At 59.2% G+C, this 24,610-nt stretch carries 19 protein-coding genes; 10 read left to right on the top strand and 9 right to left on the bottom strand.

Annotated features, from left to right (window positions below):
- Positions 1-16: 16 nt before the first annotated feature.
- Positions 17-1,426, bottom strand: coding sequence for an argininosuccinate lyase (gene argH / locus D9N14_RS05560; RefSeq protein ID WP_290577816.1), 1,410 nt, complete (start codon positions 1,424-1,426; stop codon positions 17-19).
- Positions 1,427-1,938: 512 nt separating this feature from the next.
- On the opposite strand from argH, the gene D9N14_RS05555 reads away from it, so the two are divergent.
- The 7 genes from D9N14_RS05555 to D9N14_RS05525 all read left to right on the top strand — a co-directional run bounded on the left by D9N14_RS05555 (position 1,939) and on the right by D9N14_RS05525 (position 10,800).
- Positions 1,939-4,386 (top strand): hypothetical protein, encoded by a 2,448-nt coding sequence (locus D9N14_RS05555; protein ID WP_290577814.1) that lies wholly within the window; start codon positions 1,939-1,941, stop codon positions 4,384-4,386.
- A gap of 185 nt (positions 4,387-4,571) precedes the next feature.
- Entirely contained in the window at positions 4,572-5,633 is a 1,062-nt protein-coding gene (locus D9N14_RS05550; RefSeq protein WP_290577812.1) for a sensor histidine kinase, read from the top strand.
- A gap of 154 nt (positions 5,634-5,787) precedes the next feature.
- On the top strand, positions 5,788-6,534 hold the full coding sequence (locus tag D9N14_RS05545) for a LytR/AlgR family response regulator transcription factor (RefSeq protein WP_317622581.1): 747 nt from the start codon (positions 5,788-5,790) through the stop codon (positions 6,532-6,534).
- A 40-nt stretch (positions 6,535-6,574) separates the two neighbouring features.
- Entirely contained in the window at positions 6,575-7,525 is a 951-nt protein-coding gene (hemC, locus tag D9N14_RS05540; RefSeq protein ID WP_290577808.1) for a hydroxymethylbilane synthase, read from the top strand.
- A complete protein-coding gene (locus D9N14_RS05535; RefSeq protein WP_290577806.1) occupies positions 7,522-8,292 on the top strand; it encodes a uroporphyrinogen-III synthase in 771 nt (256 codons plus the stop codon). The genes hemC and D9N14_RS05535 overlap by 4 nt, the downstream gene beginning before the upstream one ends.
- A 16-nt stretch (positions 8,293-8,308) precedes the next feature.
- Complete coding sequence (locus tag D9N14_RS05530) at positions 8,309-9,529, top strand: uroporphyrinogen-III C-methyltransferase (RefSeq protein ID WP_290577805.1); 1,221 nt, start codon at positions 8,309-8,311, stop codon at positions 9,527-9,529.
- Positions 9,526-10,800 carry a heme biosynthesis protein HemY gene (locus D9N14_RS05525; RefSeq protein WP_290577804.1) on the top strand — a complete coding sequence of 425 codons (1,275 nt, stop codon included), beginning with the start codon at positions 9,526-9,528 and terminating at the stop codon, positions 10,798-10,800. The genes D9N14_RS05530 and D9N14_RS05525 overlap by 4 nt, the downstream gene beginning before the upstream one ends.
- Here D9N14_RS05525 and D9N14_RS05520 read toward each other — a convergent pair whose 3' ends face one another.
- The 4 genes from D9N14_RS05520 to trxA all read right to left on the bottom strand — a co-directional run bounded on the left by D9N14_RS05520 (position 10,801) and on the right by trxA (position 14,338).
- On the bottom strand, positions 10,801-11,241 hold the full coding sequence (locus tag D9N14_RS05520; protein ID WP_290577802.1) for an OsmC family protein: 441 nt from the start codon (positions 11,239-11,241) through the stop codon (positions 10,801-10,803).
- A gap of 77 nt (positions 11,242-11,318) precedes the next feature.
- Entirely contained in the window at positions 11,319-12,335 is a 1,017-nt protein-coding gene (locus D9N14_RS05515; protein ID WP_290577800.1) for a 2Fe-2S iron-sulfur cluster-binding protein, read from the bottom strand.
- 48 nt (positions 12,336-12,383) lie between these two features.
- Positions 12,384-13,643, bottom strand: coding sequence for a transcription termination factor Rho (gene rho, locus D9N14_RS05510; RefSeq protein WP_290578049.1), 1,260 nt, complete (start codon positions 13,641-13,643; stop codon positions 12,384-12,386).
- Positions 13,644-14,014: 371 nt separating this feature from the next.
- Complete coding sequence (trxA, locus tag D9N14_RS05505) at positions 14,015-14,338, bottom strand: thioredoxin TrxA (RefSeq protein ID WP_290577798.1); 324 nt, start codon at positions 14,336-14,338, stop codon at positions 14,015-14,017.
- 257 nt (positions 14,339-14,595) lie between these two features.
- On the opposite strand from trxA, the gene D9N14_RS05500 reads away from it, so the two are divergent.
- Positions 14,596-16,107 carry a Ppx/GppA phosphatase family protein gene (locus tag D9N14_RS05500; protein WP_290577796.1) on the top strand — a complete coding sequence of 504 codons (1,512 nt, stop codon included), beginning with the start codon at positions 14,596-14,598 and terminating at the stop codon, positions 16,105-16,107.
- A gap of 12 nt (positions 16,108-16,119) precedes the next feature.
- Here D9N14_RS05500 and D9N14_RS05495 read toward each other — a convergent pair whose 3' ends face one another.
- From D9N14_RS05495 to hemB, 3 genes are all read right to left on the bottom strand, one after another.
- On the bottom strand, positions 16,120-18,189 hold the full coding sequence (locus D9N14_RS05495; protein ID WP_290577794.1) for a dehydrogenase: 2,070 nt from the start codon (positions 18,187-18,189) through the stop codon (positions 16,120-16,122).
- Between the two features lie 131 nt (positions 18,190-18,320).
- Complete coding sequence (gene ppk1 / locus D9N14_RS05490; RefSeq protein WP_290577792.1) at positions 18,321-20,447, bottom strand: polyphosphate kinase 1; 2,127 nt, start codon at positions 20,445-20,447, stop codon at positions 18,321-18,323.
- Positions 20,448-20,503: 56 nt separating this feature from the next.
- Positions 20,504-21,517, bottom strand: coding sequence for a porphobilinogen synthase (gene hemB, locus D9N14_RS05485; RefSeq protein ID WP_290577790.1), 1,014 nt, complete (start codon positions 21,515-21,517; stop codon positions 20,504-20,506).
- A gap of 159 nt (positions 21,518-21,676) precedes the next feature.
- On the opposite strand from hemB, the gene D9N14_RS22670 reads away from it, so the two are divergent.
- Positions 21,677-22,360 (top strand): TVP38/TMEM64 family protein, encoded by a 684-nt coding sequence (locus D9N14_RS22670; protein WP_317622577.1) that lies wholly within the window; start codon positions 21,677-21,679, stop codon positions 22,358-22,360.
- The gene (locus tag D9N14_RS05480) at positions 22,357-23,841 is read left to right on the top strand and encodes a mercuric reductase (RefSeq protein ID WP_317622576.1); all 1,485 of its coding nucleotides are present in this window, start codon (positions 22,357-22,359) and stop codon (positions 23,839-23,841) included. Before D9N14_RS22670 ends, D9N14_RS05480 begins: the two co-directional genes overlap by 4 nt.
- Positions 23,842-23,854: 13 nt before the next feature.
- Here the strand turns inward: D9N14_RS05480 and D9N14_RS05475 are convergent, their stop codons facing one another.
- Entirely contained in the window at positions 23,855-24,556 is a 702-nt protein-coding gene (locus D9N14_RS05475) for a GntR family transcriptional regulator (protein WP_290577788.1), read from the bottom strand.
- Between the last annotated feature and the right edge of the window lie 54 nt (positions 24,557-24,610).

Below are 24,610 nucleotides of genomic sequence, written 5' to 3'. Positions count from 1 at the left end.
GCCGTGTGCGGCGCGCTTAACGCGCAGCCAGTTGGGCGCGGGCTCTGGCCGCAGCGGCCCTCACTTGCACCGGTGCGGTGCCTCCCAGATGGTTGCGGGCGTTCACCGAACCTTCCAGGGTCAGGACATCGTATACGTCTTCACGGATGATATCGCTGAACTGCTGCAGCTCATCCAGGGACATATCCGCCAGGTCTTTCTGGTTGGCTACGCCATAGCCCACAGCCTTACCCACCACTTCATGGGAATCGCGGAACGGCATGCCTTTCTTCACCAGGTAGTCGGCCAGATCGGTGGCCGTGGAAAAGCCGCGGCGGGCCGCTTCGCGCATGCTGTCTTTTTTCACCTGCAGGGCGGGCATCATGTCGGCGTAGGCACGCAGGCAGTTGAACAGGGTGTCCACGGTGTCGAACAGGGGTTCTTTGTCTTCCTGGTTGTCCTTGTTATAGGCCAGACACTGGGATTTCATCAGGGTGAGCAATGAGATCAGATGACCGTTGACGCGGCCGGTTTTGCCGCGCACCAGCTCGGGCACGTCGGGGTTCTTCTTCTGCGGCATGATGGAGGAACCGGTGCAGAAGCGATCCGGCAGATCCACAAAATTGAATTGGGCCGAGGCCCACAGTACCAGCTCTTCCGAGAAGCGGGACAGGTGCGTCATGCACAAGGACGCGGCGGCACAGAATTCGATGGCGAAGTCGCGGTCGCTGACGCCGTCCAGGGAGTTTTCACAGATGCCCTCAAAGCCCAGCAGTCTGGCCGTGATGGTACGGTCGATGGGGTAGGTGGTGCCCGCCAGCGCGGCGGAGCCCAGAGGCATGCGGTTGACCCGTTTGCGGCAATCCACCAAGCGCTCGTAGTCGCGGAACAGCATTTCGTTCCAGGCCAGCATGTGGTGGCCAAAGGTCACCGGTTGTGCGGTTTGCAAGTGGGTGAAGCCGGGCATGATGGTGTCGGCTTCGCGTTCGGCCAGGTCCACCAGGCCTGTTTGCAGGCGGGTGACTTCGCTCAGAATGGCGTCGATGGCGTCGCGCAGGTACAGGCGGATGTCGGTGGCCACCTGATCGTTGCGGGAACGGCCGGTATGCAGTTTCTTACCGGTGATGCCGATGCGCTGGGTCAGGCGCGCCTCGATGTTCATGTGCACGTCTTCCAGCGCCACCGACCATTCAAATTCGCCGTTGCGGATTTCCTGGCGGATGGCTTCCAGGCCGTCGATGATCTGGGTTTTCTCGTCGGCGGTCAGCACGCCCACCTCGGCCAACATGGTGGCATGGGCGATGGAGCCATTGATGTCCTGCTCTGCCATTTTTTGGTCAAAGTCCACGGAGGCGGTAAACACCTGTACGAAGGCGTCGGTGGCTTCGGTGAAGCGGCCACCCCATTGGATGTTCTGGGTGGGCTTGGTGTTGGACGAGTCTGACATGCTGCTTCCTGTACGGCTGATGCTGAAGGGTGGTGCTCTGTATGATCTGAGGCGGGAGCCGTGACGGGGAGTTGAGGTACGCTACAAGCTCATCTCCCGCCAACGGGCAAAGCCCCGAAATTCAAAGCCGCGAGTATATCACGCAGCCCCTGGCAAACCAGACCCTGACCACCCTGGCTGTTAGCCAAAGCCGGCAACGAATGCCTGTTCCTGATGGGCTTATAAGTGGTGATCGTTTGTGTTACCTGCGATACACATAGGGTGAGGCATCTGTTTACATGCCGTAACATTCTGTCGTAATCCAATACATGAATGTCGTCCTTGTCACAAAATGGGCGTATGAATTTTCACCAGAACAGGTATTATGACCAGTTAGTCCATTGTGTATTTTCCGGTCGTGCCGATGATGAAAGTACACAATGGACGGGCTCAAGAAGACCAAGAAGAAACCAACTCTATTAAAAACCAGGTTACCAAATTAAGTTTGCTTTAATTTTTTTGAGGGCGCTATTTTGAACGTAATATCCAAAATCCTGCTTCTGACTGCAGCTCTAGGACTGGCTGCCTGTGATCAGGCCAGCATCGTCGCACCGACGAATAATTCTTCGCAGATCGTCAAACCTGAATACTTTATCGTGAACTTCACCAATGGTGACGTACCGTCTCCCCTGCAACTGGAGATTAACGGCAAAGATGTGAAGAATGCCTTCACTGCGGCCGACGACGGTGCCAGCATGACGGCTTCCAGCGATGACGTGGAAACCTTTTGTGCGGCAGAATACGCGGGCGACTGCATCGTGTCTGGCCGCAACGTGTTCCGTATGACCGCGGGCACCACCCTGAAGCAGGTGGTGTTCTACTATGACACCACCGGCCCCCAGATTCGCATCACCGGGACCGACCGCGACGCCAGGACGGTTTCCGGTTACGTGTACGATCCGGGCGGTGTCACCAGCGTGTTCCTGGATGACGCCGCGGTTACACTGGATGCCAGTAATCATTTTACTGACGTACCCTACAACGATCAGCCGCGCAATGTGTTCGTAGCCACCGATGGCTTTAACCACACCAGCACCACCACCTTTTCCCGCAATGATACCGAGTACACCGGCCTGTCTGCCTACCTGAGCGACGCCGGACTGCAGTTTATTATCCCAACCTTGGAACAGGTTCTGTCCGAACAGGATCTGACGCCAATCCTGGGCGCTCTGGGCCCCATCAACATTGATGTCCCCATTGTGCTGCTGGGGGACTTCCGGGCGACCATGACCGTCAATGAACTCGGGATGGACAACCTGGACCTGGATCTCAGCCTGGTGGATGACGGCCTGGACCTGAGCAAGCTTTACGCAGAAAACCTGGAAGTGGGCCTGACTCTGGACAGCGTCAGCTACAAGTCCCTGGTGACACTGGGTATGTGGGTGACGATTCCCCTCAAGGCCGACGTAACCGTCACCACTGACGGTAACCCCGGTTACATTCAGGCGTCCACCCTGGTGGATCTGGATGTGGTGGATCGCAATGTGAGCCTGGATACTTCCGGTACCACGCTGGCGACTTCCGATCTGGACGTGGCCATCGTCTGGCTCGACAACGGCGGCCTGTTGTCCAATGTGCTGTCGGCGATCGCGGATGTGGTGGTCGATATTCTGCTGCGGTGGTTCGACACGCTGCTGCTGACCATCGTGGACTACATGGTGGACTGGTTGATGTCGGCGGTGCTGAACGAAATCGGTATCGGTCTGAATGTGGATGTGGACGGCGAAGAAGGCCCGGTGACACCTCTGGCGGTGAACGCTGTGCCGGACACCCTCAATAACGATGCGAATGGTTTGACGGTGCGCCTGGCCACCAACGCCAAGGCCCCCACGCCGGCCACCTTTGTACCGGCCACACTGGGTTCCCTGCACATCGGTGGCACGGCTCCCATCATGACCGGCCTGACGCCGGATGGTTCTGGCTATGATTTTGGTGTGGGCCTTTCCACCAATGTGCTCAACCAGATCCTGGCGGCGGCCCACGATTCCGGGCTGACCACCATCCAGTTGGCACCGGGTTTCTATCCCTCTCTGGTGGACGGTACCCAGACCCTGACTGACCTGCCGGAAGGCACGCTGATCGGCATTCGTCTGATGCCGAAATCTGCCCCTTACATGACCCTGGGCGATGCCGGCGCGGGCGCTGCAGGTACCCTGCATTGGTATGATGTGGAGTTCGCCCTGGATATGTACGTTGAAGGTTGGGACGACTATCGCACGGTCTTCGGTGCTACCCTTAACATCGACGTGCCCTTCATTGTGGATTCCACCTTTGGCGGCAATCTGGGACTGGCGTTTGACCAGGTGCCCGTGATTGAAGTGACGCAAACCGATGCCAGCGGCCTTCTGCCTTTGCCGCCCGGCTTTATCAACAGCATCGTCGAGTTCGCTGTACCCCTGGCGCTGCCGATGCTGGGTGATGCCCTGCAAGCGATTCCCCTGCCAAGTATCCTGGGACATGTACTGTTTATGGAGCAATTCTGGGTGGATAACAGCGGCAACGGGCAGAACCACACCCTGGCGCTCGCTGGACGGTTGATCCATGAGGAAACGGCCCTGAACGCGGCGGCTCCCACCACCTACATTGGCACGGTGACCTATTCGCAGACCACCGTCGAGATGGAGTCGGTCAATAACGGTACCGTCACCGTGACCAGCATTGACCTGGAAAACGGTGCGGTGGACATCGCCATCTCTGGCAATAACCCCAACCCCGAATTCGGCGGCCTGCAGTACCGCTACCAGGTTGACGGTGGCAGCTGGAGTGCCTGGATGGAGCGCACCAATGTCGTGGTGGACAGCTTCCTGGCCGGGGATCACACAGTGAAGGTGTGCGCGCGCAGCTCCCTGATGAAGGAAGAGGCCGAGGAAACCTGTCCGGTGGTGAGCTTCACGACCACCGAAATCGTGCCTGCCCCTTGATCCATCTCTCCACGCGGTAACAGAAAGCCGGCGCCAGCCGGCTTTCTTGTTTCTGGCGGCGGGTCATTTCTTCCGTCGCCCGTTTTATCCGACGCCAATTTCTCCCAATGCCAAAGTGTGTTTGGCTTATACTGATTCAGCAGTCATCCACCCATCACCCACCAACCCCAAGGACCCAGCCCCGGATGAGTCGAGTCAGCAAGCCGCCCGTCGAACAGGAGGAAGCCTTCTTTCTGCCGGACCTGTGCGATCGCCAGTCGGTGTTCTTTCTGGTGCTGATTGCCGAGCTGTTTTCCCTGGTGATTGTGCTGGTGGACAGCAGCCTGTGGGGCTTCGACTGGATGCAACTGGGGCTGGTGTCCCTCTTTGTGCAATGGGTGGCCCTGTCCAGCGCCGGGATGCTGTGCAAGTTACGGGGCTATCTGCGCACCCTGCCGCAGCAGCGGGCGGTGATCATCAGTTACCTGCTGATCCCTGCCAACACCTGGATCATGAGCGGGCTCAGCCAGATCAGCTTCAGTTTCAATCCCAACCAGAGTGTGCTGGCCATTTTCTTCTCCAATCCGGTACTTACCCACGTGGCCATCGCCGCCATCATCGGCGGGTTGGTGATTCGCTATTTTTACCTGCAGGCCATGCTCATCGCCCGGCGCCAGTCCGAGCTGCTGCACCGCATTCAGGCCCTGCAGTCCCGCATCCGCCCCCATTTTCTCTTCAACAGCATGAACATCATTGCCAGCCTGATCGAAACCGATCCGCGCACCGCCGAGGACGTGGTGATGGATCTCTCGGCCCTGTTCCGTGCCAGCCTCAATCACGTGGGCAACCAGGTGCCCCTGCAGGAGGAAATCGACCTCTGCAACAAGTACCTGAACATCGAAAAGCTGCGCCTGGGCAAGCGTTTGGACGTGCAGTGGGAAATTCGTTCGGTGCCCGAGCAGGTGAAGATCCCCCTGCTGACCCTGCAGCCCTTGCTGGAAAATGCGGTGTTGCATGGGGTCCAGCCCCTGCCCAAAGGTGGAATTGTGGAAATCGTAGCCAGTTATTCCCACGGGGTGTTTGAACTCTCCATCACCAACCCTTATGCGGAGAAGGCCGGCGGCGTAGAGTCCCAGGGCAACCGTATGGCCCTGGAGAACACCCGTAACCGGCTGGCGGCCCTGTATGGCGAGCGGGCCAAGCTCACCGGCTATGTGGAAGGCAACCGCTACATCACCCGGTTGTCCTATCCCTATCCGGTAAAATAGCTACTTGTGGACCCCAAAGTATACAAATTAGCCGAAAAGGTTGAATTGGCGCTCTATTTTGGCTCCGTATCCATGCTAAGGTTAAGAGTATGACGATTAACTCACCTGAGTCGTCCACCGACAATGACAACAATAAGAGAAGTGTGGCCCGATGATTCGAGTGTTGATATGCGATGATGAACCGTTGGCGCGGGACCGCCTGCGGCGCATGCTGGAGAAAGTGCCTGCGACCCTGTGTGTGGGCGAAGCCGAACACGGCCAGGAGCTGCTGGAAATGGTGCCCCAGGCCCACCCCGACCTGATTCTGCTGGATATTCGTATGCCCGGTATGGACGGCCTGCAAGCCGCCTCCCGGCTCAGCGACGGCGACAGTCCACCGGCCATTATTTTCTGTACCGCCTATGATGAACACGCCATTGAAGCCTTCAAGGTGAATGCGGTGGATTACCTGATGAAACCGGTGCGGCAGGAGGACCTGGAAGCCGCCCTCCATAAAGCCAGCCGCATCAACAAAGCGCAGATGAACGCGGTGCGCCGGGAACTGGGGGAGGATGCCCCCGCCGAGAGTGGCGAGCGGGAATACATCAGTGCCCGCAGCCGCCGCGGTATCGAGCTGATTCCGGTGGCGGATGTGCGCTATTTCCTGGCGGACCAGAAGTACGTCACTGTTCGCCACAGCCAGGGTGAAACCCTGCTGGATGAAACCCTCAAGGACCTGGAAACCGAGTTCGGTGACCGCTTTTTGCGCATTCACCGTAACGCCCTGGTGGCCCTGAATTACATCGAGGGCATGGAACACCGGGGCAACCAGTACCAGCTGCGTATTCAGGGTATCGAGGAGCGGCTCACCGTCAGCCGGCGCCACGCCTCTGCCGTGAAGAAGCTGCTTCAAAGCCTTTGATGTGATAGGGTTGCTGCCAGTAAAAACAAGGCGGTAACCCATGACAGATAACACCTCTCGCAACGTGCTGCGTATAGCCACCCGACAAAGTCCTCTGGCCCTGTGGCAGGCCGAATACGTCAAAGCCCGACTGGAACAGGCCCATCCTGGGCTAACGGTGGAACTGCTGGGCATGAAGACCCGGGGCGATGTGATCCTGGATACCCCCCTGGCCAAAGTGGGCGGCAAAGGCCTGTTCGTGAAAGAACTGGAAGTAGCCATGCTGGAAAAGCGGGCCGACATCGCCGTCCATTCCATGAAGGACGTGCCGGTGGAATTCCCCGCAGGTCTGGGGCTGGTGGTGATCTGTGAGCGGGAAGACCCCCGCGATGCCTTTGTTTCCAACCAATACGATTCGGTTGACGACCTGCCCCAGGGGGCGGTGCTGGGCACCTGCAGCCTGCGGCGCCAGGCCCAGATCCGGGAGCGGCGGCCGGACCTCAAGATTGTGGACCTGCGCGGTAACGTCAACTCGCGCCTGGCCAAGCTGGACGACGGCCAGTTCGATGCCATCATCCTGGCGGCGGCGGGCCTCAAACGGCTGGGTTTTGATGCGCGGATTCGCCGTGCCATGCCCGCCGAAGAAAGCCTGCCGGCGGTAGGGCAGGGGGCGGTGGGCATTGAGTGCCGCCTGGACGACGAGCGCACCATCGACTTGTTGCAATGCCTGAAGCACGACGACACCACCACCCGGGTGCTGGCGGAGCGGGCCATGAATAACCGCCTGGAAGGGGGCTGCCAGGTGCCGATCGCTGGATACTCAGTGCTCGAAGGCGACCAGATCTGGTTGCGTGGGCTGGTGGGGGAACCGGATGGCTCCACCATTGTACGGCATGAGGTCCGTGGACCCCGGGATCACGGGGAGCAATTGGGCCGGGAGTTGGCGGAGGTTCTGCTGCGCCAGGGCGCCCGGGAAATCCTGGACCGGCTTTACCACAGCGCGCAGTCGTGACCGCCTTGGCCGGCGCCACCGTCCTGGTCACCCGCCCCCGGGAACAGTCCTCAGAGCTTTGTGAGGCCCTGCAGCAGGCGGGGGCCCGGGTGATCCTGCTGCCGACCCTCTCCATCGAACCCATTCCCATTACGGCCCTGCAGCGTAACCTGATCCTGGACCTGGACCGCTATCGGTTTGTTATCTGCGTGTCCCCTAATGCGGCCCGCCTGGGATTGGAGGCGCTGGCGGATTATTGGCCCCAGTGGCCGGTGCAGCAACAGTGGTTTGCGGTGGGGCCCGCCACCGGCGCGGCCATGGCGGACTGGGGGTTGGACCTGAAAGTGGCCCAGCAGGGTGCCACCAGTGAAACGCTGCTGGACTGGCCGGAATTGCAGGAACTGCGTGACCACAAAATCCTGATCCTGCGGGGGGAAGGGGGGCGGGAAACCCTGGCGGATACCCTGCGGCAGCGGGGCGCCAGTGTGGATTATCTGGAGCTGTACCGGCGTACGGCCCCCGCGGAAGATCCGGCACCGTTGCTGGTGGCGTTGCAGCAGCCCGGTGCGGTGATTCTGACCGTGACAAGCGGAGACGGATTACGTAATCTCATGACCATGGTGGGGGCCCAGTTGCCCCGGTTGCAGGCCTGCCCATTGGTGGTGGTCAGCGGGCGCCTGGCGGAGTTTGCACGACAGCAGGGCTTTCATGATGTGACGCAGGCGCAGAGCCCGGCTGCCTCTGATATGATCAAGGCCATTGGTGCCATTCAGCAACAGGAATCATAGGGCTTACAGGAATTCCATGACCGAACAGAACCAGGACGAAAACAAGCAGAACGAGAACAACCAGCCTGACACAGCCACCTCAGCGGTGGCCTCCACTGCTCCCCCCTCCGTTCAGGAAAAAATCAAACGCGCGGAAAAACCGGCGCCGGCCAAGGCCAGACTGGGCTGGGGCGCGCGCAGCCTGTTGCTGCTGAGCCTGCTGTTGGCGGCCGCGGCGGCGGGGCTGGTGGGCTACCAGTTCTACGTTACCCAGCAGGAGAAACTGCAGATTCTGGCGGATCGCGAAGAGTTGAACCGCACCTTGCAGGCCCGCGCCCACCGCTTGGAACAGCTGGAAAGCGGCCTGACCCAGCTCACCAATCAGCTCAAGCAGGAGCGGGAAGCCCTCAAGAGCGCCAACCAGAGCCGGGAGCTGCTGCAATCGCGCATTGCAGTGCTGGAGAAAGACATTGCCGCCATCAGCGGTGCCCACCGTATCGACTGGATGCTGCGGGAAGTGGAACACTTTATCACCGTGGCCGAACAACGCCTGACCCTGCTGGGGGATGCCGCCGGCGCCCTGGCCCTGTTGCAGGAAGCCGATGACATCGTGCGTGCCATGCAGGAGCCCGGAGCCCGTCCCCTGCGGGAGGCCCTGGTGCGGGATATCCACAAACTCAAACTGGCAGCAGAGACCAATATCGACGTGGAAGGGATCTTCCTGCGCCTGAGTGACCTCAGTGACCGGGTGGTGAAGCTGGGCATTCCCAGTTTCGAACTCAAGCAGGAGCCACTGGAACCGGCGCCGGGGGAAGCGTTGCCGGAGGAGGGCATGGCCCTGTTCTGGTATCGCTTCAAGAAATTCCTCGGTTCGCTCTACGATTATCAGAAACACCCCAAAGGGCGCCCGATCACGCTCACCGAAGACCGCGAATTTCTGGCCCGTAACGTCATCATGCTGCTGCAGCAGGCCCAGTTGGCGTTGCTGCGGGGGGACAGCGAGGCCTATCGGGTGAGCCTCACCGGCGCCCGTGAACGGGTGGAAATGTACATTCACCAGCAAACCGGGGAGACCCGCTTCTTCGTGACCGAGATCAGCGAACTGTTGCAGGTCAAACTGCGTCCGCCCATGCCCACCATCGAAGAATCCATTCGCGGCGTGCGGGTGTTCCGGGATTACTGGAACAAGGAGAAACTGATCCGCGAGCAGCAGGTGCAAAAGCTGGAGCAGCGATCCCGGCAGGAGAACGCCCAGTGAGTTCGGTACTGAATCTGTTGCGAATCAAGGGCTCCACCATCATGTTCCTGGTGATGGGCAGTCTGGTGGGTGCACTGTTTTTCAAGGCCGTGGCCAAGGACCCGGGCTACATTCTACTGGCCCATGGCAAACATACCTTCGAAACCAGTCTGCTGGTGGGGGTGCTGGTGGTGCTGCTGGTGAGTTTTGTGGGGTACTGGTTGGTGGTGATTGGGCGGCGCCTGATCAGCCTGCAGTGGTTCCGCAGTAATCACAGCCGCCTCACCACCGACGGTCTGATTGCCCTGGCCCAGGGCGACTGGGCCAATGCCGAAAAGCTGCTGGCGCGGGCTGCCCGGGGTAATGACGTGCCCCTGATCAATTACCTCACCGCCGCCCAGGCGGCCCATGAGCAGGGTAAGTCCGATGAGCGCGACCAGTATCTGCGCCTGGCACACGAATCCACCAAGGGGGCCGATGCGGCGGTCAGCCTGACCAAGGCCCGCCTGCAATATCAGAGCGGGCATTGGGAAGAATGCCTGGCCACGCTGATGAAACTGTCCCGCGAACCCAAATCCCCCAGCTATCCCTATGTGGTGAAAATGCTCTCCAAGGTGTATCTGGAGCTGGAGGACTGGGAAAGCCTGCGGGAACTGCTGCCGGCCCTGAAGAAGCACAAAGTGGTCAGCGTGGAAGAGTTCGGGCGCCTGGCCCAGGCCTGCTACGAAGGCAAGCTGAAGCGGGCAGTGCGTGGCGATGACGACGAGGAAAAACGCCGACACCTGAAAGAGGCCTGGCATCAGATCCCGAAGAAATTCCACACTGAGCCATCCCTGGTGCGGATATACGCCGACGCCCTGGTGGCGGTGAACGCCGCGGTGGATGCCGAGCGGGTCATCACGGATCTGCTGCGCAAGAACTGGGATGACGGCCTGGTGCAGGTGTACGGTCGCATCACCGGCGGTGATGTGGAGAAGCAGTTCCTGTGGTGCGAAAACTGGCTTAAAGAGCGGCCCAATAACCCCATGCTGCTGTTGACCATGGGGCGCCTGAGCCTGCAGCGCAAAGATTGGGAGCGTGCCCGCGGTTATTTCGAGGCCAGCCTGCGTTCCCGGAAAAGCGCCCAGGCCTATGGTGAGCTGGGGCGCCTGCTCAGTCACCTGGGTGAGCACCAGGCCAGCAACGAGCATTTCCAGTCGGGTTTGGCGTTGATTGCTGAGCGCCTGCCGGATCTGCCGATGCCCAACGTTACCCCCAGCGCAACAGCCGACATTGCGGCCGATCCTTCCTGATCAGTTCAGTGCATTTCCCTGGGTATCCTGCACCTTCACGTGCACCGGAATGCCACTGCGGATGCTCTGGGTGACCACGCAAAAGTCCTCAAAGGATGCCAGCGCCTGAGGCAGATGGGGCAGAGCGTCTGGGTTTTCCACCTGCATCACCACCTCCAGTTTGCCGATGCGCCAGCGGCCATCCTGGCGTTCCAGTTCCCCCTGCACGGTGGCCCGTACCTGGCCGGGGGAATCCTTGTGTTTACGCAGTGCAAACAACAGGCTGGCGCAAAGGCAGTTGCCCACCGCCGCCGCCACCAGTCTTGATGGGTTGGGGCCTTCCCCGGAACCCAGTGGTGGGGGCTCGTCGGTGAGCACGTCACCGAACTCACCAAAGTCGATCTTGAACAGGTAGTCTTCCACTAATTCCAGGCTGATGCTGAACTGATTGTTCTCACTCACCATTGATCTCCTTTATCCGATCCCTCTAATGTATACCGAATCCAGGGCCAAGGTTGGAGCCAGGTCAATAGATGTGATCAGCCGGGATCACGGGGCGCGTAGTCAAACACGTCGGAGATCATTTGTTCCGGCTGCATACCCGCCGCCACGAAATCATCGAAGGTGGTGTACACCATGGCAGGGGATCCGCCGCAGACCAGGGTCCAGCCACTGAAATCACCGTTCAGGTCTTTGATCACCTGCTGGTGCACCAGGCCCTTGCGGGCGGGCCATTCCGGTTGATCCGATACCACCGGAATGTATTTCAGGTGGGGGTGCAGGAAGGCGAAGGATTTGATGGCGTCGTGCCGGTACAGATCCCGGGCGGTGCGGGCGCCCCAGTAAAGCGTCACCGGCCGCTCATCGCCCAGGGCCGCCATCTCTTCCAGAATGGCTTTGAACTGGGAGTATCCGGTGCTGGCGGCGATGAACAGCAGTTTCTCGGCACCCTGCCACCTGAAGCGGGTGGTCTCCCCGTGGGGCAGGCTGACCCGCAACAGTTCGCCCACTTGCAGGCGCTTTGCCAGCAGGGTGTAGGAATCACTGTCCGGTGCTTCACGAATGTGCAGTTCTACGGTGCGGTCGTTGCGGGGTGCATTGGCAATGGAAAAGGCCGCCACGTTTTCGGAATCCAGCAGTATTTGCAGGTACTGTCCGCCGTAGTATTCGATCTTCTTGCCGGCGGGCAGCAGTAGCTGCACGATTTTCACATCTGGCGCGGCCTGTTCGATGGCGTGGATTTTCGCTGTGACTTCTTGGCTAGGTAGTTGTCCCGGTGCTAACACGCGTTCAATCTCCAGGTGCAGGTCCGACAGTGGATACAGTAAGCAACAGAATACCGGCTCATGGGCGCCTGCGGAAGCATCCAGCGTCAGATTGCTGTGCTTGTGCCGGGCCTGTCCGGACAGCAGGCGGGCCTGGCACAGGTGACAGACACCGGCATCGCACGCCCTGGGCACGTGGAAGCCCTGGCGCCGGGCGGATTCCAAAACCGTCTCGGACGCGTCCACTGTCAGACTGAGCTGGCTGGGGAAAAAGGTAATCTGATGTTTCATGATGAACATGGCCGGCAGGCATTGAGCTTACCGGCCATGACAGAGACGCTACTTGCGCTTCATGGACTCGAAGAATTCTTCGTTGGTCTTGGTGTCGCGCATTTTGTCGATGAGGAATTCCATGGCGGCGATCTCATCCATGGGGTGGAGGATTTTGCGCAGGATCCACATCTTTTTCAGCTCGTCTTCAGAGGTCAGTAAGTCCTCACGACGGGTACCGGATTTATTGATGTTGATGGCGGGGAACACACGCTTTTCGGCAATGCGGCGATCCAGGTGCAGTTCCTGGTTACCGGTTCCCTTGAACTCCTCGAAGATAACCTCGTCCATTTTCGAGCCGGTGTCCACCAGGGCCGTCGCCAGGATGGTCAGGCTGCCGCCTTCCTCGATGTTACGGGCCGCACCGAAGAAGCGCTTGGGACGCTCCAGGGCATGGGCGTCCACACCACCGGTCAACACTTTACCGGAGGATGGGATCACCGTGTTGTAGGCACGGGCCAGACGGGTGATGGAATCCAGCAGAATCACTACGTCCTGCTTGTGCTCAACCAGGCGCTTGGCTTTTTCCAACACCATCTCTGCCACCTGCACGTGACGGGCCGGCGGTTCATCAAAGGTGGATGCCACCACTTCACCGCGCACCGTGCGGCGCATCTCGGTCACCTCTTCAGGGCGTTCGTCGATGAGCAATACGATAAGGGTGCATTCGGGGGTGTTGCGGGCAATGGAGTGAGCGATGTTCTGCAGCATCAGGGTCTTACCGGCCTTCGGCGGAGACACGATCAGACCGCGCTGGCCTTTACCGATGGGCGCCACCAGGTCGATGGTGCGGGCGGTAATGTCTTCAGTACTGCCGTTGCCGATTTCCATGATCAGGCGCTCCTGGGGGAACAGGGGCGTCAGGTTTTCAAACAGAATCTTGTTCTTGGCGTTTTCCGGTCGATCCAGGTTGATCTCGTTGACCTTCAACAGCGCAAAATAGCGCTCACCTTCTTTCGGTGGGCGAATTTTCCCGGAAATGGTGTCGCCGGTGCGGAGGTTGAAACGGCGGATTTGGCTGGGGGATACGTAGATATCGTCAGGGCCGGCCAGGTAGGAACCTTCGGCGGAGCGGAGGAAGCCAAAACCATCCTGCAGGATTTCCAACACGCCGTCGCCGAAGATGTCTTCGCCGCTTTTGGCGTGCTTTTTTAGAATGCTGAAGATCACGTCCTGCTTACGGGTGCGAGCCATGTTTTCCAGGCCCATTTCGTTGGCGACGTTAACGAGTTCAGCAATTGGTTTTGTTTTAAGTTCGGTGAGATTCATTTCCGTGGAGGTCATAATTGATTGTTAAAGGTAAGGAGAGCCTTTACCCGGCATAGGCACAGCGAGCTTGGGCGCTAAAAAGAGACTCTTAATGGTTTCAGATTAAGGAATTGCTGCTCCACAATTCAGGAGCGATAAAGTCAATCTAGCACTCGCTTGCCGAGGCGTCCAGCATATCGATAGCAAACCGGTCGAAAGGATTCATCACACGCTTTTGGTGTACGGTGGTTCTATACAATGGAGCTAAAAGAGGTGAGGAATCTGCGAAATGCCAGGGACCGCTCTCCGCGTTGCGTTTCCAGCTTGTTATGAAGTCGAAGACACAAACACTTATAAGGAGCCCCGACCGGCGAAGGTCAGGGCTGGGGGTATTATATATTACTGTCAAGGAACGCTGTCAATTGCGATTTTGACAGAGCGCCCACTTTGGTGGCTTCCACATTGCCGCCCTTGAACAGCATCAGGGTCGGGATACCGCGGATTCCGTACTTGGGCGGGGTGTCCGGGTTCTCATCGATGTTCAGTTTGGCGATTTTCAGTTTGCCGTCATATTCGCCGGAGATCTCGTCCAGAATGGGGGCAATCATTTTGCAGGGGCCACACCATTCGGCCCAGTAATCCACCAGCACCGGACTATCCGATTGAAGTACTTCAGCATCAAAGGTGCCGTCAGTTACGTTTACGATGTTGCTCATTAGTCTCTCCAGTTGTGCCACATCCGGGTCAGTTCCGACCAGATCTGGACCCAATACCAAACTTATTGGGGCAAATTGTACGACTCGTGGTGGGGAGTTTCAATCTCAGGGGCGCAGCAATTGTCACTGCTCCCAGCCGCATTATGGTGGTATCATCCCCGCTTAACCATCATGATCCAACCTGAGTTGATCTAGCTTACGACATCAATCCTGTTTTTGCAGTAGACATTATCTGCACTGAGAGTGGAAGCCACGTCTTGACTGAACAGACTGCCACACCCGAATCAGAAAGCCCGCTGATGGCCGCCATCGACATGGGCTCCAACAGTTTCCACATGGTGATCGCGCGCACCGAATCCGGTGAGATCCGTCCGGTTCAGAAGATTGCCGAAAAAGTCATGCTGGCCACCGGGCTGCAGGCAGATAACAGCCTGGATGCCGACGCGATTGAGCGAGGGCTCGCCTGCCTCGGCCGATTCTCCCAGTGCCTGGATGGCATTGATCCCAAATTTGTTCGCTGTGTTGGCACCAACACCTTGCGCAAGGCCAGCAACGGCAATGCGTTTCTGCGGGAGGCCCGCAAACTCCTCAATTGCCCGGTGGAAGTGGTCAATGGCCGGGAAGAGGCGCGACTGATCTACCTGGGGGTGTCCCACTCCCTGGCCCATGAAGACGGCAATCGGCTGGTGTTCGACATTGGCGGGGGCTCCACCGAGTTCATCATCGGCAACGGTTTTGAACCCATTCTCACTGAAAGCCTGCACATGGGCTGCGTCTCCTATCGGGAGCGATTTTTTGCCGAGGGCAACATCACCGAGCAGGGCTTTCGCAAAGCGGTGATCCGGGCCCGCCTGGAACTTACGTCCATTGAACGCAGTTACCGGGATGCGGGCTGGACTGCAGCGGTCGGGGCATCCGGTACGGTCAAGGCCATCAAGAACGCGCTCATTGAAAACGGCTGGTACAAAGACGGCATCGACCTGGAAGGTTTGTACAAGCTGCGGGACAAGGTGCTGGGTTTCGAAAAGCTCGACGACATCGACATTGCTGGCATCAAGGCGGACCGGCGCACGGTGTTGCCCAGCGGGCTCGCCATCCTGGTGGGAATCTATGAGCAGTTGGGGGTGGAAAAAGCCTTCTTCTCCGAAGGTGCCATGCGCGAAGGCATCCTCTATGACATGCTGGGCCGCCACGCCCCGGAAGACGTGCGTGAACGTACGGTGATGGCGATGATGAAACGCTACAGCGTGGATGAACAACAGGCCCAACGGGTGCAGCGTACCGCCCTGGATCTGATGCACCGGGTGGAGCAGGATTGGGATCTGGGGGAGTATTGCCAGGACTGGTTAAGCTGGTCTGCGCTGTGTCATGAAATCGGGCTGGTGGTGTCCCATTCCGGCTATCATCGCCATGGCGCGTATCTTCTGACCTACTCCGATTTGCCGGGCTTTACCCGCCAGGACCAGAAAATCATGGCCACGCTGGTGGGCTGCCAGCGGCGCAAGCTGCGCAGCAACATGCTGGATGAAGTGCTGCCCCATTTGCAGGAGAAAGTGCGGCGTCTGGTGCTGCTGCTGCGGCTGGCGGTGGTATTCCATCGTTCACGCCGGGATGCCCCACTGCCGGATTTCGTGATCACGGTAAAGGGCGATCAGGTGCATCTGCATTTCGAGCCGGACTGGATCAATCACCAATCCCTGCTGTTGGCGGATTTGCAGCAGGAGCAGGACACCTGGAAGAAAATAGGCTGCGCCCTGACCTTCGAATAGGCGGTCGATGAATCAATGCAAGGGCGTTTTCTGCGTGCCTGCTGCAAGCTCCGGACGTTGTGCCAGGGCCAGGTTGCGCACTCGCGCCAGGTCCTCATCGCTGTACACACCATTGACCCCGGAAATGGAAGCCAGCTGCATGCCGTGCTTCAGGCCCAACTGATAGATCTCCCGCACTTTTTTCCACTCGATGTTGCGCCCCAGGGTGAAGTTTTCGTAGCGGCCTTCCAGGGCCAGCACGATGGTTTCTGCCAGGCAGGCGTAGACCACGTTTTTGGGTAATCCGATGTCTTTCATGCGGACCTGACCCGGCAAGCGGATTTCGCCGGATTCAATCACCAGCACGTCCGGCCGCTTGGCCACGTCCTCCGGGGGTATGTCCAGGGGGCGGGCCACATCGGTGATGACGCAACCGGGTTTGACCTGCTGGATGTCGAGAATTTTTTTCCCGGCACCGGAGGTGGCGGTGACGATCATGTCCATGTCCGCCAGGTGTTTGTCGGTTTTGGCGGTGACGTGGACCTGAGCCCCCGGTGTTTCCTGCTCAATGTCTTCTTTCAGGGCCAACAGCTTGGCCGGCTCCGGTGCCACCAGATAGATCTCGTCGGCGGCTTTGGCCAGCAGCCTGGCACACACCGAACCGATGGCGCCGGTGGCGCCCACCACCATGGCTTTGCCCGCCATTTTGCCACTGGGGCCGATTTGCACCAGGCCCAGTTTTTTCACTGCGTCATGCGCTGCCCAGAGTGCGCCGGAGGCACTGTAGCTGTTGCCGGTGGTGATGGGCAGGGGAGCCCGCTTGGCCACGGTGACGCCGGCGTCACCCACCACCTTGGTAAAGGCACCCAGCCCCATGATCTGGGCGCCCAGTTTTTTGGCCATGTCGGCGGCGGCCAGCAGGCGGCGATAGGTGAACTCCGGACTGTGGGCCATGATCTCCTTGGGCGTGCCGCCCACGGTGATGAGCCAGCCTTCCGCCCGGGCCCCGGTGGGGGATTCCACGCCGGTAACCCGGGAATACACGAATGGAGGGGCATAGGCGATGATGCGCTCCAGGGTGTTCATCACCAGCGGCGGCGACACTTTGGATACCAGGTCCAGGGGTTTGGCGTTGCGGAAATACTGCTGTGAAAGCGGGTGAATGACAAAGGCGAAACGGCTGGTGCGTGAGAAGCCATGGGGATACAGGGTGCGTGGCTCCAGCCCCAGGTCAGAGATGATTTCCAGCAGATCATCGTCGGTCACCTGCTGGTGATGATGGCCCGTGGCCGCCATGATCATGGCTTCCAGTACCACAATGCTGATGGTGTGATCCTGAAACGGTTGCGGCGAATAATCCAGCACCATATCCACGCCTTTATCCCGCAAGTCCTGCAGCCGGGCCTCGGAGATGGACGAGGTGATGATGGTTTTGCCGGCCAGCTCTTCCAGGCCAAAGCGTTCCAGCTCTTCATAAAAGGCCACGACCACGTCGGCTTTGTGCATGGCTTTGCGCAGGATGTAATGATTCCACTCCTGGACAGGGGCCACGCTGGGGGACAGCACGTGGGGCGGAGACCAGCGCAGAATCTGGTGGGTGCCTTTGGCAAACAGCTCCAGGGCATCAAATGAGGAGAGGAATTTGGGAATACCCAGTTGCAGAACCGGATCGGCAAAGCGCAGGTTGTCGGTGAACTCCGTCAACACCCGCGCGGTGCGATAGTGATTCATGCCGCTGAACAGCAACACGTTGCTGTTGTTGAAGAAGCCTTTTTGGGTATTCTGGGTATGTCGCACCGCCCATTCCTGCAGGATTTCCCGCAGGCGGGTACCGCTGGTCACCGGGGTTGCCCGGCTCATTCCCTCCAGACGTTTGATCAGCTTTTGCTGCAGCTCGAAGGTGCCCACCCGTTGGTGATCCCGCAGGCCTTCCAGGGCGATGGCATCCGCTTTCGTCTGCCATTCCCGGATCAGCGCTTCAGCCCGTTTGGTGTCCTTGTCCACACCGATTCGCCGGATATGGAATTCTTCTCCCAGGAAGGGCGTCTGGAATTCGTAATCGTGATCCGGGCCTTCCAGGCTGATGCTGATGATGGTTTTCATTGGGCATTCCTTTTTTATAGAGCGCCTGTTTTTGATGTTATTGCTCAGCATTGTAGTGCCGATGGCGCACAAGGAACCTTACCCAGGTCAATGTTCAACAGGGTTACTGGGCGCCCGGTTCGGTCTTGGCGTTAGCCCAGTTTTTCCACCAGATAGGCCTGTGCGGATAGCCGCTCCTCGCCGTCCTGGGGTTGTTGGCGGGTGTAGGTGCCGTCGGGGTTCATGATCCAGGCCTGGCAGTTGTCCTTCAGGTAGATCTCCAGGCCTTCCTTGTAGGCCCGGGCCCGCAGTTTCTCATCAATGATGGGGAAGCTGATCTCTACCCGGCGGTAGAGGTTGCGTTCCATCAGGTCGGCGCTGGCCAGATAGATGGCGTAGTCACCATTGCGATGGAAGTAATACACCCGGGTGTGTTCCAGGAAGCGGCCGACGATGGAGCGCACCTCGATGTTCTCCGACACCCCGGGAATGCCCGGCAGCAGGCAGCAGATGCCGCGCACGATCAGGCGGATTTCCACCCCGGCCTGGGAGGCCCGGTACAATTCCTCGATGATCTCCTTGTCAGTGAGGGAGTTGCATTTGAAGATGATCTTGGCGGGCAGGCCGTTCAAGGCGTTATCCCGTTCCTGCCGGATGTGCTGCACCAGCAGTTCCTGCTGCAGGGTGAAGGGGGAGTGGTACAGGTGCCGCAACTTGGCGGGGCGGCCCATGCCGGTCAGTTCCTGGAAAATCTTGTGCACGTCTTCCGCCAGCTCCTCATTGCAGGTGAGCAGGCTGTAGTCGGAATAGAGGCGGGCGTTGCCGGCGTGGTAGTTGCCGGTGCCCAGGTGCACATAGCGCTTCAGTTTGGCCCCTTCGCGGCGCACCACCAGCATCATTTTGGCGTGGGTTTTGTGGCCCACGATGCCGTACACCACCACTACCCCGGCTTCCTGCAGGCGGGCAGCGATTTCCAGGTTGCTTTCTTCGTCAAAGCGGGCCCGCAGCTCCACCACGGCGGTGACTTCTTTGCCGTTACGGGCGGCTTCCACCAGTAAATCCAGAATTTCGGAATTGGTGCCGGTGCGATACAGGGTTTGCTTGATGGCCACCACATCCGGGTCGCGGGCCGCCTGCTTGAGGAAATAAATCACCGGCTGGAACGACTGGTAGGGGTGGTTCAGCAGAATGTCGCCGCTGGTGATGGCGGCAAACATGCGGTCGCTGCGCTGCAGGTCGCCGGGCAGCTTGGGCTTGAACGAGGAGAACTCGTGCTGGGGTTTGGCCACGTCCAGCACCGACATCATCCGGGTCAGGTTCACCGGGCCGTTAACCCGGTACAGCTGGGTCTGGTCCAGGCCGAACTTGTTGAGCAAAAACTCGATCAGCTCTTCCGGCATGTTGTCCGCCACCTCCAGGCGCACTTCCTCCCCGTAGCGGCGGGAGTACAACTCACCCCGCAGCGCGGTGGACAGGTCCTCCACCTTTTCCTCGTCCAGGAACAGGTCGGAGTTGCGGGTCAGGCGGAACTGGTAACAGCCGGTGGATTTCATGCCGGGGAACAGATAGCCGGCGTGATAATGGATGATGGAGGACAGGAAAATAAAGTTGTCGCCCCCTTCGCACACGTCATCCGGCAGGCGGATTATGCGGGGCAGGGATTTGGGGGCCGGCACCACCGCCATGCCCAGCTTGCGACCGAAGGCGTCGTTGCCTTCCAGGGTCACCAGGAAGTTGAGGCTTTTGTTCACCAGGCGGGGAAAGGGGTGAGCCAGGTCCAGGCCGATGGGTGTCAGCACCGGGGCCACTTGCTGGCGGAAGTAGTGCTTGATCCATTGCACCTGGGGCGCGGTCCAGCTGTCCCGGGCGATGAAGTGGATGTTTTCCTGGGCCAGCAGGGGCAGCAGGTCTTCGTTCAGCAGTTTGTACTGGCGCTCAATGGCGGCGTGACATTTGTCCGAGATGACCCGCAATACGTCTTTGGGGTGCATGCCGTCCGCTTCCGGCCGCGCCTGGTTGAAGGCGATATCCCGTTGCAGGCCGGCCAAACGCACTTCGAAAAACTCGTCCATATTGCTGCTGAAGATCAGCAGGAACTTGAGCCTCTCCATCAATGGCAGGGTCACATCCTCCGCCTGGGCCAGCACCCGCAGGTTGAACTCCAGCAGGCTGATATAGCGGTTGGTGTAATAGGCACTGTCCCCCAGGTCGATCTGGAGCGTCAGGGCTTCGGTGTTCTCATCGGTGGTATCCGTGGATACCGGCGGTTGCGTGGTCATGGCGTTGTCAACGATTCTGCGATCAGTGATGGATGGGTGCGGCGATGGCTGGCCGCTCAGCGGTTGAGTAGTTCGGCCGCGTATTTGGCAAAGTATGTGAGGATGCCGTCGGCCCCTGCCCGTTTAATACAGTTTAATGACTCCAGCGTGACAGCTTCATGACTGAGCCAGCCATTCTGGAATGCGGCCATGTGCATGGCGTATTCGCCGCTCACCTGATACACGAAGGTGGGTGCGCCGAATTGATCTTTCACCTCCCGCACGATGTCCAGATAGGGCATGCCGGGTTTGATCATCACCATGTCCGCCCCTTCCTGCAGATCCAGTGCCACCTCGTGCAGGGCTTCCTGGCGATTGGCCGGGTCCATCTGATAGGTGAATTTGTTACCGCCCTTGAGGTTGGACGCAGAACCCACCGCATCCCGAAACGGCCCGTAGTAACTGGAGGCATATTTAGCAGAATAGGCCAAAATGCAGACATTTATATGACCGGCAGACTCCAGTTGCTGGCGGATGGCGCCGATGCGGCCGTCCATCATGTCCGAGGGGGCCACCACGTCGGCCCCAGCCTCCGCATGGGACTGCGCCTGCTTGATCAGGGTTTCCATGGTGATGTCATTGAGTACATAGCCCTCGGCGTCGATAATGCCGTCCTGGCCATGAGTGGTGAACGGATCCAGTGCCACATCGGTGATCACGCCCATTTCCGGGGCAGCGTCCTTGATGGCTTTGATGGCACGCTGGGCCAGGCCGTTGGGATTGTAGGCTTCCTTGGCGTCGAGGGATTTTCGGTCCTGTTCGGTGACCGGGAACAGGGCAATGGCCGGGACCCCCAGGCTGGCCAGGTGTCTGGCCTCCTCCTGCAGCAGATCCAGGGAGACCCGCTCCACCCCGGGCATGGAGGGAATGCTCTCCCGTTGCCCGCGGCCCTCCAGTACAAACATGGGGTAGATCAGATCGGCGGGGGTGAGGGTGGTTTCCCGCATCAACCGGCGGCTGAAGTCCTGGCGTCGCATCCGACGCATGCGCGTGGCCGGAAACGGGCCCCGATTGAGAGTTTTGCCTGTCATGTTGTAATGTTCTCCCATTTGCTGAGTCATTATGATACCGCTTTATCCCGGGTTCGTCAGAATAAGGCGCCGGGCCCGGGGTGTGTTCGGGTGCAGGGCGGGCATTTTTATCATTGTGATGTTTTGACTGATTCATTTATTGAGTAATTTGAGGGAAATATGCTTAAGAAAGTTGTCATTCTGCTGGCGCTGGTGGTGGGCGTCACTGCAGCCTGGTTTGCGTTCGACCTGAACCAGTATTTTTCGTTCTACTACATCCAGTCCCAGCAGGCGGCCTGGCAGCAGGCGGTTCAGGACAACCCTCTGCTGGTGTCGGTGATCTTCTTTGCCGTCTATGTGCTGGTCACTGCCTTGTCGTTGCCGGGGGCAGCGGTGATGACGCTGGCCGCCGGGGCCTTGTTGGGGGTGGTCTATGGCACTGTGCTGGTGTCTTTCGCCAGCACCATCGGCGCCACCCTGGCGTTTATCATCTCCCGTTATCTTGCCCGGGATTGGGTGCAACAGCGTTTTGCCGAGCAGCTCGGAACCATCAACAAAGGCATCGAGGAGGAAGGGGGCTTCTACCTGTTCAGCCTGCGCCTGATCCCGGCGTTTCCGTTCTTCCTGATCAATATCGTCATGGCGCTCACGCCCATTAAAGTGTGGCAGTTTTACTGGATCAGCCAGCTGGGTATGCTGGCGGGCACCGTTGTGTATGTGAACGCGGGCACCCAGCTCAGCCAGCTGGAGTCCATGCAGGGTATTTTGTCCCTGGATCTGATTCTGTCCTTTGTGGCGTTGGGTTTGCTGCCGCTGGTGGCAAAGAAAGTAGTGAATGGTATCCGGGCAAGGCGGACCGCATGAACAGTAACGACAGCAGTGATATGACGAATTGCAAGAAACCCAAATCCTTTGACCGCAATATGATCGTGATCGGTGCCGGTGCCGCCGGCCTGGTGACGTCCTACATCGCTGCCATGGTGAAAGCCAAGGTGACCCTGATTGAAGGGCACCGTATGGGGGGCGACTGCCTCAACACCGGTTGCGTGCCCAGCAAGAGCCTGCTGCGGACTGCCGGGGTGCTGCACGACATGACCCGGGCCCGGGAATTCGGCCTCAAGCCGGTGGCGGCGGAATTCGACTTTGCCGAGGTGATGGAACGGGTGCAGCGTAACATTCGCGCCATTGAGCCCCATGACTCGGTGCAGCGCTATACCGATTTGGGGGTGGAGTGCATCCAGGGTTATGCCCGCCTCAAAAGCCCCTGGGCTGTGGAGGTGAACGGCAAAACCCTCACCGCCCGCAGCATTGTGATTGCCACCGGCGCGCGGCCGGCGATTCCACCCATTCCCGGCCTGGCCAACACCGGTTTTTTAACCTCGGACACCCTTTGGGAATTGCGGGAGAAACCCAAGCGTCTGGCGGTGCTGGGGGGTGGGCCCATCGGTTGCGAGCTGTCCCAGGCCTTCAGCCGTTTGGGGGTGGAGGTGACCCAGATCGAGATGCTGCCCCGCATCATGATGCGGGAGGACGAGGAGGTGTCCGCCCTGGTGACGGCCAATTTCACCCAGGAAGGCATCAAGGTGCTCACCAATCACAAGGTGGTGGGTGTGGATCAATACGCCCGGGACAAAGTGGTGATCTGTGAGCACAAGGGCAAGAAGGTGGCGGTGCATTGCGATCAAATCCTGGTGGCGGTGGGGCGTACCGCCAACACCGACGGGCTGGGCCTGGAGGAGCTGGGCATTGCCCTGAATCCCAACCGCACCATCAAGACCGATGCCTATCTGCGGGTGCCCAATTACAAGCACATCCTGGCCTGTGGCGATGTGGCGGGGCCGTACCAGTTTACTCACACCGCCGCCCATCAGGCCTGGTATGCCTCGGTCAACGGCCTGTTCGGGCACCTGAAAAAATTCAAGGCGGATTACTCGGTGATTCCCTGGGCCACGTTCACCCAGCCGGAAGTGGCGCGGGTGGGCTTGAATGAACTGGAAGCCCGCCAGCAGAACATTCCCTACGAAGTGGCCTGCTATGGCATCGACGATCTGGACCGCGCCATTACCGACGAAGAGGCCTATGGTTTTGTGAAGGTGTTGACCCCGCCGGGCAAGGATAAAATCCTGGGGGTCACCATTGTGGGGCAGCATGCCGGGGATCTGATTGCAGAATATGTGCTGGCCATGAAGCACGGGTTGGGCTTGAACAAGATCCTCGGCACCATACACATTTACCCCACCATGAACGAAGCCAACAAGTACGCCGCTGGTGAATGGAAAAAAGCCCATAAGCCGGAATGGTTGCTGCGCTGGGTGGAAAAATACCAGAACTGGCGACGGCGCTAAGGCGGCCGTCGCCTCACTCGAAACTGATCACATCCCGATTGCCGTAGAGCTGGTGCAGGGTGATGCGGCTGGCCTGGTCCTGGCTCTTGCGGATGTGATGGGTCATTTCCGCCTGGGCTTCAGCCAGGTCCCCTGCCAGCAGCCGGTGACAGATACGGTAGTGCTCCTCATATGTGTCGGTGACGCTTTTGCTGTCGGGCCAGCCCAGGCGTCGCATGGCGCGAATGTGGTCGTTCACATCCGCCAGATATTGCAGCAGCACCTTATTGCGCGACAGGGTGGCCAGCTCCAGGTGGAACTGCTCCTCCGCCTCTTTTAACGCGTCGTTGATCTCCAGCCCGAAATTCAGCTGCTCCGGATGCCAGCGTTCAGCCAATGCCGCCAGGGCGCGGTGGTCTGACAGCTTGGATATTTCCTCCAGCGCCTGATTTTCCAGGGCCACCCGCACATCGTAGTACTGGCTGATCTCCAGCATGTCGATGTTGCGGATAAAGCAACCCTGCTTGGATTTGATAGTGAGAAAGCCCTCGCTTTCCAGCCGTTGCAGGGCCGCGCGCACAGGGGTGCGGCTGACGCAGAAATAATCCGCCAACTGTGATTCCGTCACCCGGGAGCCGGGAGCGATGCGCAGGGCGATGATCATCTCCCGTAACGTGCCGTAGATTTCCTGTGGATTGGGCTTCTGGTCCATGTCTTTACTACGCTTGATTGCCACTTTCCTCTATTGCCACTCTCTTGATTGCCTGTAAGGGTGCGGTGGAGCACAAAC

This window comes from Ketobacter sp. (genome assembly GCF_003671495.1).
In the GTDB taxonomy this organism is placed as follows: domain Bacteria; phylum Pseudomonadota; class Gammaproteobacteria; order Pseudomonadales; family Ketobacteraceae; genus Ketobacter.
Note: the sequence above shows the minus strand (reverse complement) of the source record. Positions and strands in the feature narration are given on the sequence as shown.

Bases quoted from the DNA above. Each gene is read 5' to 3' on its own strand.
- argH (WP_290577816.1), bottom strand. From the start codon at position 1,426: ATGTCAGACTCGTCCAACACCAAGCCCACCCAGAACATCCAATGGGGT.
- D9N14_RS05550 (WP_290577812.1), top strand. From the start codon at position 4,572: ATGAGTCGAGTCAGCAAGCCGCCCGTCGAACAGGAGGAAGCCTTCTTT.
- hemC (WP_290577808.1), top strand. From the start codon at position 6,575: ATGACAGATAACACCTCTCGCAACGTGCTGCGTATAGCCACCCGACAA.
- D9N14_RS05530 (WP_290577805.1), top strand. From the start codon at position 8,309: ATGACCGAACAGAACCAGGACGAAAACAAGCAGAACGAGAACAACCAG.
- D9N14_RS05515 (WP_290577800.1), bottom strand. From the start codon at position 12,335: ATGAAACATCAGATTACCTTTTTCCCCAGCCAGCTCAGTCTGACAGTG.
- rho (WP_290578049.1), bottom strand. From the start codon at position 13,643: ATGAATCTCACCGAACTTAAAACAAAACCAATTGCTGAACTCGTTAAC.
- trxA (WP_290577798.1), bottom strand. From the start codon at position 14,338: ATGAGCAACATCGTAAACGTAACTGACGGCACCTTTGATGCTGAAGTA.
- D9N14_RS05495 (WP_290577794.1), bottom strand. From the start codon at position 18,189: ATGAAAACCATCATCAGCATCAGCCTGGAAGGCCCGGATCACGATTAC.
- ppk1 (WP_290577792.1), bottom strand. From the start codon at position 20,447: ATGACCACGCAACCGCCGGTATCCACGGATACCACCGATGAGAACACC.
- hemB (WP_290577790.1), bottom strand. From the start codon at position 21,517: ATGACAGGCAAAACTCTCAATCGGGGCCCGTTTCCGGCCACGCGCATG.
- D9N14_RS22670 (WP_317622577.1), top strand. From the start codon at position 21,677: ATGCTTAAGAAAGTTGTCATTCTGCTGGCGCTGGTGGTGGGCGTCACT.
- D9N14_RS05480 (WP_317622576.1), top strand. From the start codon at position 22,357: ATGAACAGTAACGACAGCAGTGATATGACGAATTGCAAGAAACCCAAA.